We start from the raw sequence: 13,196 nt of genomic DNA, 5'->3' as shown, positions 1-13,196 counted from the left end.
AAATCCGTAAAGATCAATGCCGTAATGTTTATAAAAATTGCGGTCTTCGGTGGCGATAAAGGCGTCTTTTATATTTTGCGGAATATCGCTCAACTGAACGAGCCGTCTGTCCTGGTCGGTGCGCAATTGGCCGACGAGCGTGTCATCGTTGAAATAGACAAATCCGGTCGTTTCGTTTTCCTGAATTTTTTTTTCGATGAAATCACGGTGGCGAACCTGGTCGTCGTGCACCAGCGAAACAAAATATCCGACAGCCACTCCTCCGGCAAAAAATGCGCCGATGATTCCGACAATGATGATCCAAAACAGGGACAATAGCATGATCCGCAACGTTTTTTTGGCGGTTTTATTGGCGCTCTTCTTGCTTGTTTCTTTTGCTGAATGTTGCTTTGGCATCCATCGATCCTCCTAAACTTCGGCTGCTCTCTATCCGCAGGCGAACAGCTATATTATAGCATACCGATGCGGTTTGACTCCAAGCCGGCATTTATGCTATAAAAAAATACATATAAGAAACGCTATGAACGGAGCAAGTAGCAAACGCGATCCCGCTGTCAGAGAGCCGGTGGCCGCTGCGAACCGGCGCGGAACGTTTGCGAATACTTCCGGGAGCGGTGCGGGCGAACGCATTTGCCATGTAGCGCCAGTAGCCATCACCGGGGGAGAACCCGTTATCAACGCAAAGTGAAAATTGTTTGCCGGAATATGTTCGCGGCGGCAGTTTTAATGAGGGTGGTACCGCGAGTGGCCTTCTCGTCCCTTACCGGAGACTGGAAGGTTTTTTTAATGGAAAAAACCCAGGCTATATGGGCTGTTTAAGGAGGCGCCAAACAATGGCGGAATGGGAAGAGCTTACCTCGGATCAACGGGCGGAAATAGACCGTCAATTGGCCATTTTGCAGCGGGGCGTAGTTGAAATCGTTCCCGAAGATCAGTTCAAGCAGGATATTATAAGATCCGTTGTTACAAAAACGCCGCTTAAAGTAAAGTTCGGCATGGATCCTTCATCTCCGGACATCCATATCGGGCACAGCGTAGCGTTGCATAAATTGCGGCAATTTCAGGAATTGGGGCATACGATCCAAATTATTATCGGGGATTTTACCGGAATGATCGGGGATCCGACCGGCAAATCGGAGACGCGAAAGCAACTTTCCCACGAACAGGTGAAATTGAACGCCGAGACGTATCAGAAACAAATCTTCAAGATTTTGGACCCGGCCAAAACGCGCGTTTATTACAATTCGGAATGGTTGTCACCGCTCACGTTTGCGGATGTTGTGTCGTTAGCCGCCCAACTGACGGTCGCCCGCATGCTGGAACGCGATGACTTCAGCAAACGGTTTGCGGCGGAACAGCCGATCCACATTCACGAATTTTTCTATCCCTTAATGCAAGGGTATGATTCGGTAGCGCTGCAAAGCGATGTCGAACTGGGCGGAACGGACCAAAAGTTCAACCTGTTGATGGGCAGAACGCTGCAAAAAGAATTTGGCCAACATACGCAAGTGGCCATGATGGTGCCGATCCTTGAAGGGCTGGACGGCGTGCAGAAAATGAGCAAAAGCCTCGGCAATTATATCGGGATCGACGAAGAGGCAAACGATATGTACGGGAAAGCGATGTCGATTCCCGATGAATTGATGGTCAAATATTATGAGTTGGCGACGGATATCACGAATGAGGAGTTGCGCCGCTTGCGGGAAGGCTTGTTAAGTGGCGAAGTTCATCCCCGCGACGCAAAGATGCGCTTGGCCTACACGCTGGTGCGCCTGTATCATGGGGAAAACGCCGCCAAAGAAGCGGAAGGGCGGTTTAAAACCGTCTTTCAACAGCGGGCGCTGCCGGAAGATATTCCGGATGTCTTGTTGCCCGCCTCCGAATTGGAATGCGGCAAGATCAGGATCACCAGGCTGCTGGTCGCTTTAAACCTGCAAAGTTCCAATGCCGAGGCGCGCCGCAGCGTGCAACAGGGGGCGGTGCGCGTGAATGAAGCGAAGGTTGCGGATCCGAATGCGGAGATCGCCCTAGCGGACGGCGACATTATCCAGGTCGGCAAACGCAAATTCGCCAGGGTAAGATTAGTATAATCGTCCCGATATGGGCTATAAGTTGTGGGCTATAAGTTGCGGCGTGCAAGAAAGCGGACATCATGAAAAAAAGCTGGTCCAACATCGGACCAGCTTTGCGCGTCATGGCGTAAATAGCGCGATTAACGGCTGTAGAACTCGACAATCAGCTTTTCATTGATTTCTTGCGGAAGTTCTGCGCGTTCCGGCAAACGCACATACTTGCCTTCCATTGTGCTTTCGTTGAATTCAAGGTAGGCGGGAATGTATTGGCGGCTTGCCAGCGCGTCCTTGATCACGGGCAAGTTTTTGCTGCGTTCACGCAAGCCAATGACATCGCCGACGCTAACTTTGAATGAAGGAATGTCCACCTTTTTGCCGTTGACGGTTACGTGACCGTGCGCCACAAGCTGACGAGCGCCGGCGCGGGAATTGGACAGGCCAAGGCGGTACACGATATTATCCAGGCGGCTTTCCAACAGGATCATGAAGTTTTCGCCGGCGATCCCCTTCATTTTTTCCGCTTTTTCAAACAGATTTACGAATTGCTTTTCGCCCAAACCATACATATGGCGCAATTTTTGTTTTTCTTGAAGCTGCAATCCGTATTCGCTCAATTTTTTGCGTTGTCCGGGACCATGCTGTCCGGGAGGAAACGGGCGCTTCAGTTCTTTTCCGGTGCCGCCCAGGCTGATGCCCAAGCGCCGGCTGAGTTTAAATTTCGGACCGGTATAACGAGCCATGCATACCTTACTCCTTTTATACGATATTCATGTTAGCGTTTTTTCCTTTGCTCCCGGTTGCCTTCGACGGAATTTATCAGCCGCTGTCCCATCGCCGGCATAGCCTGAGAGGGAGGAGCACAAGGATCCGAACTGCTATCGACTCACTCAACAACCTATTTTAAAAGAAAATTCCTCTGCATGTCAAGCGTTTGCATGCGCGCAACGGCAAGCAAATGGGGTTCGCGACCAATTGCGGCCAGTCAGATCTTTATCGCCATTATCCGAAGGGTGACGCGGCGCCGGATCATCAATGTTCATCGCTGCCGGCATTGCCAAGCCGGTATTGCGAACCGGCCTTGCGGAGTGTAAGCTGATAACAGGAAATTACAGCGAAGGAGACGATCGTTAGCCATGATCACCGTACGCAATTTGCAAAAACTGGCGGGCGAGAGCAGAACACCCATTCTCCGCAATATTAATTTGCACTTGATAAAAGGGGAATTTGTCGCAATTATCGGGCGCGGCGGCAGCGGCAAGACCACGTTGTTGCGCTGTATATCCGGCAGGGAGAAATGGAACAAGGGAAGCATCACGTTCGAAGGCGTAGACCTGCAATCGATGAATATATGGCGGAAATATTTGTACCGCAAAGCGTGCGCTTATTTGGCGGAACAGCCGATCCTGAACAAAAACAAAACGGCGGCAAAAAATGTGTTGTCGGGAAGATATAGGCGCAGCGGTTTGTTGAAAATGGCGACGGGGCTCGTATCGCAGGATGAGCATTATACCGCCTACGATTATTTGTCCAAGGTCGGGCTGTTGGACAAGGCTGATTATAAAGTGGAAAAGCTAAGCGGCGGCGAAAGGCAGCGGGTCGCGATCGGCAGGGCGCTCGCCTGGGGGGCGAAAGTCATTTGCGCCGACGAGCCGGTTTCGGGACTTGATCCGCATTCCGCGGCGCAGGTGATGGATGATTTCCGCCGTTTGTGCAAAGAAGAGGAATTGACGGTGATTTGCTGCCTCAACAATATTGATTTGGCGGAAAAATATTGTTCCCGCATCGTCGGCATCGCGGACGGCGAAATCAAACTGGATGTTTCCCGACGCAGATTATTGCAACAGGAGAAAAAACTGATATTGGGATAAGCGAAAAATAGTGTAACTTTTCTGAAAAATATTGTATACTTAAATTCGGTGAATTTGGAAAAATGAAGGTGTCAATTTTTCATGTTTGATGATCCCGAAGACACTGCGTTGGTTAAGCAGGCATTCTCCAAATGGGCAAATAGCGTATTGCGGGAAAATATATTTCCGGCCGGAATCATGTTTATAACCGATCCAATCGGAAATGTGACATATAGCGTTCACCTGGGAACACCGCCTGTTGGAACGATAATGGTCACGCCCGGCAGCCATCTGTCGGATTATGGGAAAAATGCCGCCGCGGCGGCGGTTGCATCCGGTATTGCCACCGAAATGTCGGAAGCGGAACATACGCACGAACGGTTTAAGCGCTTTCGTTCGTTTGCTGTGCCTGTTTTCGCCAAACCGGGAAATTTGCTCGCTTGCATCGGTTTTCTCGCCGAGGGAAAGTATTGCAACCAACAAACTTTGGCTCTTTTGCGGGCAGCTGCGCTTTCTTTTACCGATCTAATCGGCTATTTGCGAGAAAAATTCCGCATGGAACAAAGCGAATTGCGCAGCGCGAATTACGAACAAGAACTGCAGAAACGCGATTTGCTCTTTGAAGTCGGAAAGCGCTTGCACGCGAAATTCGATGTCAATGCGGTTTTGAGCGACACGTTGGACGTATTCCGGTCGCTTGCGCCGGGCGCGGATGTGGAAATATTTTTGTCCCAGGATCATCACAGCCCCGACGGACATGTGAAGCCGATCATTTTTAATCATCATAGCCGGGATATTCGCAACCGCGCCTATATTCTGGCAAAGCCGATCATGGAACGCAACGAGGAAAACAAGACGCTTGAGATTGCCGTGCCGGTAAGCGGCAACCAGGGAATTTACGGCATTTTGCAAATCGTCATGCCGATCGAGCGCAATGGCGCGCCGGATTTGCACCTGTTTTCGCTGCTGGCGGAAACGGCCGGATCGGCATTTGAAAACGCCCGATTGTACGAACATTCCACCGCGTTGATTAACGAACTGCGAACGATAAACGAGATAACCCGCAGGTTGAACCAAAGCCTGAAAATCAAGGATGTATTCCATTTCGCCACCAATAAGCTTTTAAGCATCTTTGGCGCCAAGTATGCCTGCATTTTGCAGGTTGGCGAAAAGAACCTGATTGTCCAGGCAAGCAATATTCCGGGCGTTGTCAACGGCAAATTCGAGCTTGGCGAAGGTTATGCCGGCGTGGTGTTAAAGACGAAAGAGCCGCTGATTGTATCCGATTATGTCGCGCAAAACAAAATCGTTTCAAAGCTGATGGATCAGACTTCATCCCGCTCTTTGATCGCCGCGCCCATTATTATCAATCGTGAGGTTGCCGGCGTAATTCTCGTAGCCCATCCTTTGCCGAACTTTTTCTCGTACGACAATTGCAAGCTGCTTCTGATGCTATCGGACCATATCGGCCTCGCAATTTCCAATGCGTCGCTGCACGCGGAAGTTCGCCGCATGGCGGTTACGGACCGTCTGACGGGGCTGTTTGCCCGCCACTATCTCGACGAACAAATCAGCAGCATGCAGAAAAAAGATATTTGCGGCGCCCTGATTTTGATCGATATCGATAATTTCAAAGAAATCAACGATACGTTCGGACATCAAGTCGGCGATCAGATTTTGACCCAAGTAAGCGACATTATCAAATCCAGCATACGCGAGACGGACATAGCCGCCCGCTGGGGCGGGGAAGAGTTCGCCATCTATTTGCCCCAGACGACGGTTGAACATACGTTTCAGATAACGGAACGGATCCGCAAACGCATGGCTGACGAGACAAATCCCGGCATCACGATTTCCTGCGGCATTTCGCATTGGAACTGGGAAGAAGAAAAAATCAGCGTCGAACGCCTGTTTTTTAAAGCGGACATGGCGCTTTATGACGCCAAACACCGGGGAAAAAACACCGTGATCGTGCACGCCAATTAAACTGCCGCGCGGCGGTTTTTTCTTGCGCGCATGCGTGTTAAAATAAGTCTGTTTTCACAGAATAAATACAATGTCACTTCAAGGAGTGGATGGACGATGAAAGATCCCCGAATCGAACAACTGGCCAAAACACTGGTGGGCTATTCCATTGATGTGCAGCCGGGGGAGAAGGTGTTGGTGCACATGATCGGGCCCGCGCGGGAATTGGCCAGATGCGTCATTGAAGAAATTGCGGCGCGGGGCGGACAGCCTTATGTCGAGGTGACGGACCAGTCGCTGTTGCGGTCGATGCTGCTGCAAACATCAAAAGAGCATATGGAAAATTGGATGGAGTTTGATTTGCAAAAGATGGAGGCAATGGACGGTTACATTGGCATACGCGCCTTTGAAAACGTCAACGAGTTGGCCGACGTCCCGCCGGAAAAGAAGAAACTGTACGATACATATTACTATAAGCCGGTGCATTTGGAAGAGCGGGTCAAGCGGACGAAATGGGTCGTGCTGCGCTATCCGAACGATGCGATGGCGCAATTGGCCAACATGAGCACGGAGGCGTTTGCGGATTTTTATTACCATGTTTGCAACCTGGATTACCGAAAAATGTCCGCCGCGATGGATCCGCTTGTCGAATTGATGAGCAAGACGGATCAAGTGCGTATTGTTTCGCCCGGCACTGACTTGCGTTTTTCCATCAAGGGTATTCCGCCGAAAAAATGCGCCGGGGAACGCAACATTCCGGATGGAGAGGTGTTCACGGCGCCCATCCGCGATTCGGTTAACGGAACGCTGCAATACAATACGCCAAGCGTTTACAGCGGCGTGACCTTTGAAAATGTGCGGTTCAGGTTTGAAAACGGCAAAATTGTCGAAGCAACGAGCAACGATACCGCGCGTTTGAACGAAATACTGGATTCCGATGAAGGCGCGCGCTATATCGGCGAATTCAGCCTTGGCTTTAACCCTTATATCAAGCTGCCGATGAAGGACATATTATTTGACGAAAAGATCGACGGAAGTTTGCACTTTACGCCGGGCCAAGCGTACGAGGAAGCGGACAACGGAAACCGGTCTTCCATTCATTGGGATCTCGTGCTGATCCAGCGGCCGGAATTTGGCGGCGGTGAAATCTATTTCGACGATCGCCTGATCCGCAAAGACGGGAAATTTGTGATCAAGGAACTCGAACGGTTAAACCCGGAATATCTGAAATGACAAGCAAAACGATGCGGTTTTGTAATTTTGCACAATCGTTTTCGTCACCTTTTAGGTAAAGATTGGCTTGCGGAATAGCTCGCTACCAAGTATCATAGAATGCGTAATCATAAGCGCCGATTAATTTTTGGAGGGATGACGGCATGTCGGACAAAAACGCGATCGTCGAGCTTTCGCAAGCTGCAAACAAATTCAGATCTTCTATCGTGCTGCAATACGACAACAAGTATATTGATGTCAAAAGCATCCTGGGTCTGTTTACTACGCTTGTCGGCGCCGGCGAATATGAACTGCACGTTCACGGACCGGACGCCGATGAAGCAAAGTCGGCCATGAAAGAGGTTTTTGCCAAGCACAATTTGAAAGTAAAAGTAGTGGATTAACGGGAAACGGCCTTTTTAGGTGGAAAAGATGTCCCATTTGCGGGATATCTTTTTCTTTTTTGCCCGCTTTCTCCTTATGTCTCTTGTGTCTTTCACCGATTTCGACTAAACTATCTTTAAAAGAGTGGTTTGCCCATTGTGGAGGGAGCTTCATGTCTGCTTCGGATATTATGCTGTCATTAAACCAAAAGTCGCTTGATCTTCTAAAGCAGGACGCAAGCAAAATCGCCAAACTTATCGAAGTGCAAATGAGCACGCTGACCAACAGAAGATGCCCATTGTACGAAGAAGTTTTGGATACCCAAATGTACGGTTTGTCCCGGGAAATTGATTTTGCCGTAAGGGTGGGGCTTGTTACTCCGCAAGCGGGGAAAGAAATTTTAAGCACATTGGAGCGAAATTTGGCCCAGCTGTACGAAGCGCTCAATTCCAGATCAGTCGAGGAAGAACCAAACGAAGCGTAACCGAAATAGATAAGCGTGTGGCGGGCAACCTTGCTTGTAAACAGCGGTTGCCTTTTCGTGTCTCAAGCAAAGAAAAACGCCGAAGCAAGAATCAGATAAACGACCAGCAAAAGCACGCCTTCATACCAGTTCGTTTTTCCGTCCTGGGAGATCGATTTGGCGATAAAAACGGACACGGCAATCGCTGTCAACTCAGGCACCGTAAAGATCAGATCCATCGGTTTGCCGAAAATAAGGCTGGCAAATACGAGCGCCGGCGCGACAAACAAGGCGATTTGCAAACTGCTGCCGATGGCGATTTCAACCGCGGCGCCGATTTTGTTTTTTGCCGCCATCATGACGGCGGCGCTGTGTTCCGCGGCATTGCCGACAATTGCGATCACGAACGCGCCGACAAACAATTCCGACAGCCCGAAGCGGTGCGTAATCGGTTCCAGCGTAGCGACCAGCCATTCGCTGACAAAGGCGACCATAATCGTGGCAAGGAGCAGATAGAAAATGGACCCTCCTTTGCTCCACGGCGTATGCGATTCATTGCCGCCGGTCTCGTCGGCCAGTTCATCCTTGTGGGTGATCATCGAAAAGACGAGCCATAATAAATAAGCCGCAATTAATCCGCCCGCCACAATCAGGCTTAACTTTTGCAGGGAAGCCGTGGTGAATTCATGAATGAAAACGGCGGGGACAAACAGCGCAATCACGGCAAGCGTCATCATGGAAGCGTTGTGCGACGCCATGCGAATGTTGAAACGCTGCGTTTTAAATTTACTGCCGCCAATCAATACGCTCAGTCCCAACACAAGCAGCATATTTCCGATGATCGAGCCGGTAATGCTTGCTTTCACCATGTCAAACATACCGTTTTTAACCAAAAAAATGGCGATTATCAATTCCGCCGCGTTGCCGAACGTGGCGTTTAAAAAGCCGCCCATGCGCTCGCCGGCGTAATGCGCCACACTTTCCGTCGCGCGGCCCAAAAAACCGGCGACAAACACGATCGCCGCCGCTGCGCTCAAAAATTGCAGCAATATCGGCAAAGCGGCGTAATGGGCAATGGCGCTTAAAACAAATGTGGCGATTAAAAAAACGCGAACATCGGGAATTTTTTCTTCAAGCGATCTTCCTCCTGTTGGCTTTAAACGATAATATTATAATCATCAGCCGGAAATTAGACAATCGAAAGGGGTATTCCAAATGGATCTTGGGTTAAAAGATAAAGTATTTCTCGTAAGCGCTTCAAGCAAAGGTTTGGGCGCCGCCATTGCGGAGGGACTCGCGGCGGAAGGGGCAAACCTTGCCCTGTGCAGCCGTTCGCAGGAACGCATTGGCGAATTCGCGCGGCAACTCGCCGACAAATACGGGGTAAGCGTATTGCCCCATCAGGCCGACGTTTCGCGTTCCGCGGATACATACGCGTTGGTGCAAAACACGCTGAAACATTTCGGACGTTTGGACGGACTGGTGTGCAACGCCGGCGGCCCGCGCGGCGGGAGTTTCCTGGAACTCGCGGACAGCGACTGGGAAGCGGCTTTTCAAACGAACGTAATGAGCGTGGTCCGGCTTATCCGCGAATGCCACCCCTATTTGCGGGAAAGCAAGGGCAAAATCGTCACCGTCGCTTCCACATCCGCCAAAGTGCCGATTCCCGGGCTTGTTTTATCGAATGTCATGCGCAGCGGGGTCCTCGGTTTGATGAAATCGCTGGCGGAGGAATTCGCGGCCGATGGTATTTTGCTCAATACCGTTTGTCCGGGGAAAATTTTAACCGACAGGATTCGCGAATTGAACGCATTCAAAGCGAAAAGCATAGGAACGAGCGTAGCCGACGTGGAAAAAGAAGCGATTCGCGAAATACCGCTTGGCCGTTACGGCAAACCGCAGGAATTTGCCAATTTTGCGGTATTTTTGCTGTCGGAGCGTAATACGTATGTTACAGGATCGACTTTTATGGTCGACGGCGGCATGGTGAAATCGTTGTAGGACACGGCTTGGTTGCGCCAGTTGCTTTCGTTTGCCGCACCAAGTACAATATTACCAAAGTTAAGGAACGAGTAAGAGGGGTGAACGTATGACTGACGAAATGGAAACGGGAACTGTCAAAATATCCGACGATGTTGTCGCAACGATTGCCGGTCTAGCCGCCGCAGAAACCCCGGGTATCGCAGGAATGTCGGGAGGCATTTCCGAAGGTCTGACGAAACGTCTGAGCGGCAAAAACGCGCAGAGAGGCGTCAGCGTGGAAGTAGGGCAAACGGAAGCCGCCATCGATTTGCGCGTGATCGTGAATTACGGAGCGAAAATCCAGGAAGTTTGCCGCAAATTGCAAGAAAATGTGAAAGAAGCGGTTGAGTCCATGACGGGCTTGCAAGTCGTGGAAGTGAACGTGAAAGTGGAAGGCGTGTCGTTTAACGAAGATGAGAGCGAAGAACACCAGCCAACGCGGGTAAAATAAAACAAACGTGAAAACCAAAATGAAAATTGCCATGCAAAATGGCGTGCGAATTGATTGCCAATTCGTACGCTATATTTTTTCAATTAATGTTACGGGTAATCATTATGAGCAGGCATTAATTTCGCAAATAATAAACGGCTACCGGCTAAGCCAATAAGTTCCTGTCAGCGGCTCGGTCGGTTTGCCGAATTGCAGCCTATAAACGGTCATGGTAGGTTGCTTCCGATCTAACGGACGTAACAGAGGCTATTTTGGGTTTTACGCCCGGTTTTCCAGTTTAACGGACGCAGGAGAGCTTATTTTGGCACTTTGTGCGGTACTCAGGCAAAAATAAGGTGAATAGCCGCTGTGGCGTCCGTTACAATTTCTGCTCAGCCTTTTTTCGGCAAATAGCCGCTGTGGCGTCCGTTAGCGCTGTGCGAGTAGATTTTGCGGGGAGGTGATCTACTTGTTCTTGCACCGTGCAGGAAGGCGATCCCCCCCGTTCGTCGCGCAAGGTGGCAATCCCTCCCGTATTTTGCGTTGCACAGGGAGGTAAACCTCCGTTCTGGCGTCGCACAGGGTGGTTTCACGTTGACAAAGTGATGAAGCGGACCGGTTGCGATTCGTTATGCGCTTCTTTTTTCTTTATCCGGTCGATTCATATCCCGGGAAATACTGAGCAAAATACCCATTGCCATCATTGTGGCCATGAGGGAGGAGCCGCCGAAGCTGATGAAAGGCAATGTGACCCCTGTTATCGGAATGGCGTTGGTGACGCCGCCGATATTGATGAGCGCCTGCAAACCGATCATGCTTATAAAGCCGGTTCCGACCAGCGTTCCGAATGTATCCTGGCAGCGAACGGCGACAATGAGACCGCGCCAAATAAACAAAAGATAAACAAGCAAAAACAGTGTCGCGCCGATAAAGCCCAGCTCTTCTCCGATAATGGAAAAAATAAAATCGTTGTGCGCAGCCGGCAAATAGAACAGTTTCTGGATGCTTTGCCCGAACCCCGCGCCGGTTATGCCGCCGTGGCCGAACGCGAACAACGATTGGACAATATGGAATCCGGAATCCAGTTGATGTTCCCACGGATGCAAGTATGCGGTGAACCGTTCGATTCGATAGCTTGCCGCCGCGGATGATTCGGAAGGCAACAGCAAGACGAGCAAATACAGCCCGAGTAACATCGCTCCGGCAAATCCCAGCAAAGCAAGATGGCGGAATTTCGCCCCGCCGGCGATAATGACGGTCATCGCCGACAGCACCAGAATCATGCAAGAGCCAAGGTCTGGTTGCAGCATGATCAATCCGGCGACAAATCCGACAATGATGAGTGGCGGCAGCAGGCCTTTTTTGAACTCCCTGATTGTTTCACCTTTTTTGCTGATCAGTGCGGAAAGATACAAAATGACCGCCACTTTGGCGAATTCCGTCGGCTGCCCGCCGAATGATCCGATGCCGAACCAGCTTTTGGCGCCGTTTACGCGCACCCCGAAAATCAAGACCAAAATAAGCAGAGCAACAACCAAAAGGAAAAAAGGCAGGAACCATTTTTTCAGCCGCCGGTAGTTCACATTCATGAAGAAAAACATCACGAACGTGCCCAAAGCCGCCCAAATGATCTGCCTTTTCGTGTAATATAAAGGATCGGGATTTAAATTATAGCTGGCGCTAAAAACCATGACGGTGCCGAAGCCAACCAAAGCAAATGTCAAAAAGAGCAGAAGAAAATCGGGTGTCCCCCTGCGTTGCGTTGTCATGGCGATCTCCCGAGCGGGCTTAGCCAAGTTGCGCTTGCAGATCAGCTAGTTTTTGCTTGGCGGCCTTCAGGATTTCTTCCGGAATCGGCACATCATAATCGAGCCCGAACGGAAAATGCTTGCGGCCGATATAAGCGTCTTCGAAAACCAAAATGGCGTGCGGTTGTTCCAGTTTGCCCTCGACGGCGCGAACATTGAAGCGCACATAGTATTCGTGGTTGTTTTTTTTGTCCTCTATTTTCTGATCGTACACGGCACGGGTATATTCCCAAGACCAGCGGTAAAATCCGACCGATTCCGCCGAATTGTCAAGATTTGCAAGATCGGTTTTGCATCCTTTCAGGCCAAAGCCTTCGATAATCATCAATGCCCCACTCCTCGTCAGACAAAATGTATGCAAAAGATTCTTTTTCCATGATAGTATGTTTCCTTCCTCCGCGCAAGTGCCGATTCCTGCCGAATGATCCCCGTTTGGCCAACATGGCGCCCGAAACCGCGGGTTGCATGGATGAAGCCTGTTTGGGTTACGCTATAACCCGAGGAGGGATGTGTCCATGAAAACACTTCAGGAGATCATGACGAAAAATTGCGTCACCTTGACGCCGCAGGATAACGTTTATGAAGCGGCAGTGAAAATGAAAGAACATGATATCGGCTTTATTCCGGTCGTAGAAGGCAAAAAGTTGCTCGGCGTCATTACGGATCGGGATATCGTGCTGCGCTGCACGGCGGAAAAGAAGCCGGGCTCCACGGCTGTTACCGAAATTATGTCGCATGATATCGTGACGGCAAGTCCAAACACCACGATACAGGAAGCGGCCAAATTGCTGGCGGGCAAGCAAATTCGCAGGCTGCCGATAGTGGAGAACGGGGAGTTGGTAGGCGTCGTTGCCATCGCCGACATGGCTGTCCGGGAAAAGTTCGAAGACGAGGCCGGCGAGGCGCTTAGCGAAATATCCGAGCCGAACGGCCAATTCGCCAAAACAACGTTATGACCGTTAGGTATAACCGTAAGCGTTCATTGCGCTTGCG

14 protein-coding genes and 1 other annotated feature are annotated in these 13,196 nt (G+C 50.4%); of the genes, 9 read left to right on the top strand and 5 right to left on the bottom strand.

The genetic code is table 11. From position 1 onward, the window contains the following. On the bottom strand, positions 1–396 hold a 396-nt coding region (locus VF260_05350), incomplete at its 3' end, for a transglycosylase domain-containing protein (GenBank protein HEX7056607.1). Positions 397–511: 115 nt separating this feature from the next. Further along, positions 512–764, top strand: a binding site (T-box leader). A 69-nt stretch (positions 765–833) separates the two neighbouring features. Here VF260_05350 and tyrS point away from each other — a divergent pair. Beyond that, positions 834–2,090 (top strand): tyrosine--tRNA ligase, encoded by a 1,257-nt coding sequence (gene tyrS, locus VF260_05345; protein HEX7056606.1) that lies wholly within the window; start codon positions 834–836, stop codon positions 2,088–2,090. A gap of 122 nt (positions 2,091–2,212) precedes the next feature. Here tyrS and rpsD read toward each other — a convergent pair whose 3' ends face one another. Continuing rightward, on the bottom strand, positions 2,213–2,812 hold the full coding sequence (gene rpsD / locus VF260_05340) for a 30S ribosomal protein S4 (protein HEX7056605.1): 600 nt from the start codon (positions 2,810–2,812) through the stop codon (positions 2,213–2,215). Positions 2,813–3,205: 393 nt separating this feature from the next. Between rpsD and VF260_05335 the strand changes: the two genes are divergently transcribed. The 5 genes from VF260_05335 (at position 3,206) to VF260_05315 (ending at position 7,964) form a co-directional block, all read left to right on the top strand. After that, entirely contained in the window at positions 3,206–3,940 is a 735-nt protein-coding gene (locus tag VF260_05335; GenBank protein ID HEX7056604.1) for an ATP-binding cassette domain-containing protein, read from the top strand. Between the two features lie 81 nt (positions 3,941–4,021). Next, on the top strand, positions 4,022–5,905 hold the full coding sequence (locus tag VF260_05330) for a sensor domain-containing diguanylate cyclase (GenBank protein ID HEX7056603.1): 1,884 nt from the start codon (positions 4,022–4,024) through the stop codon (positions 5,903–5,905). Positions 5,906–6,001: 96 nt separating this feature from the next. After that, positions 6,002–7,117: an aminopeptidase gene (locus tag VF260_05325; protein HEX7056602.1), complete on the top strand. Its 1,116-nt coding sequence runs from the start codon at positions 6,002–6,004 to the stop codon at positions 7,115–7,117. Between the two features lie 143 nt (positions 7,118–7,260). Then, entirely contained in the window at positions 7,261–7,500 is a 240-nt protein-coding gene (locus VF260_05320) for an HPr family phosphocarrier protein (protein HEX7056601.1), read from the top strand. A 152-nt stretch (positions 7,501–7,652) separates the two neighbouring features. Next, on the top strand, positions 7,653–7,964 hold the full coding sequence (locus VF260_05315; GenBank protein ID HEX7056600.1) for a YlaN family protein: 312 nt from the start codon (positions 7,653–7,655) through the stop codon (positions 7,962–7,964). A 62-nt stretch (positions 7,965–8,026) separates the two neighbouring features. Here VF260_05315 and cax read toward each other — a convergent pair whose 3' ends face one another. Further along, complete coding sequence (gene cax / locus VF260_05310) at positions 8,027–9,067, bottom strand: calcium/proton exchanger (protein ID HEX7056599.1); 1,041 nt, start codon at positions 9,065–9,067, stop codon at positions 8,027–8,029. Positions 9,068–9,158: 91 nt separating this feature from the next. Here cax and VF260_05305 point away from each other — a divergent pair, with 91 nt between their 5' ends. Both VF260_05305 and VF260_05300 read left to right on the top strand, forming a co-directional pair. Further along, on the top strand, positions 9,159–9,944 hold the full coding sequence (locus tag VF260_05305; GenBank protein ID HEX7056598.1) for an SDR family oxidoreductase: 786 nt from the start codon (positions 9,159–9,161) through the stop codon (positions 9,942–9,944). An 88-nt stretch (positions 9,945–10,032) separates the two neighbouring features. After that, on the top strand, positions 10,033–10,416 hold the full coding sequence (locus VF260_05300) for an Asp23/Gls24 family envelope stress response protein (GenBank protein ID HEX7056597.1): 384 nt from the start codon (positions 10,033–10,035) through the stop codon (positions 10,414–10,416). Positions 10,417–11,024: 608 nt separating this feature from the next. Here VF260_05300 and ftsW read toward each other — a convergent pair. Then, positions 11,025–12,164, bottom strand: a complete 1,140-nt coding sequence (gene ftsW / locus VF260_05295; GenBank protein ID HEX7056596.1) for a putative lipid II flippase FtsW — start codon at positions 12,162–12,164, stop codon at positions 11,025–11,027. Between the two features lie 19 nt (positions 12,165–12,183). Further along, positions 12,184–12,528: a YugN family protein gene (locus VF260_05290; protein ID HEX7056595.1), complete on the bottom strand. Its 345-nt coding sequence runs from the start codon at positions 12,526–12,528 to the stop codon at positions 12,184–12,186. A 190-nt stretch (positions 12,529–12,718) separates the two neighbouring features. Between VF260_05290 and VF260_05285 the strand changes: the two genes are divergently transcribed. After that, positions 12,719–13,159 carry a CBS domain-containing protein gene (locus tag VF260_05285; protein HEX7056594.1) on the top strand — a complete coding sequence of 147 codons (441 nt, stop codon included), beginning with the start codon at positions 12,719–12,721 and terminating at the stop codon, positions 13,157–13,159. The last annotated feature ends 37 nt before the right edge of the window (positions 13,160–13,196 follow it).

The sequence above is a fragment of the Bacilli bacterium genome (assembly GCA_036381315.1).
Classification (GTDB): domain Bacteria; phylum Bacillota; class Bacilli; order Paenibacillales; family KCTC-25726; genus DASVDB01.
The sequence above is the reverse complement of the archived record's forward strand: the minus strand, read 5'-3'. Positions and strand labels throughout refer to the sequence as shown.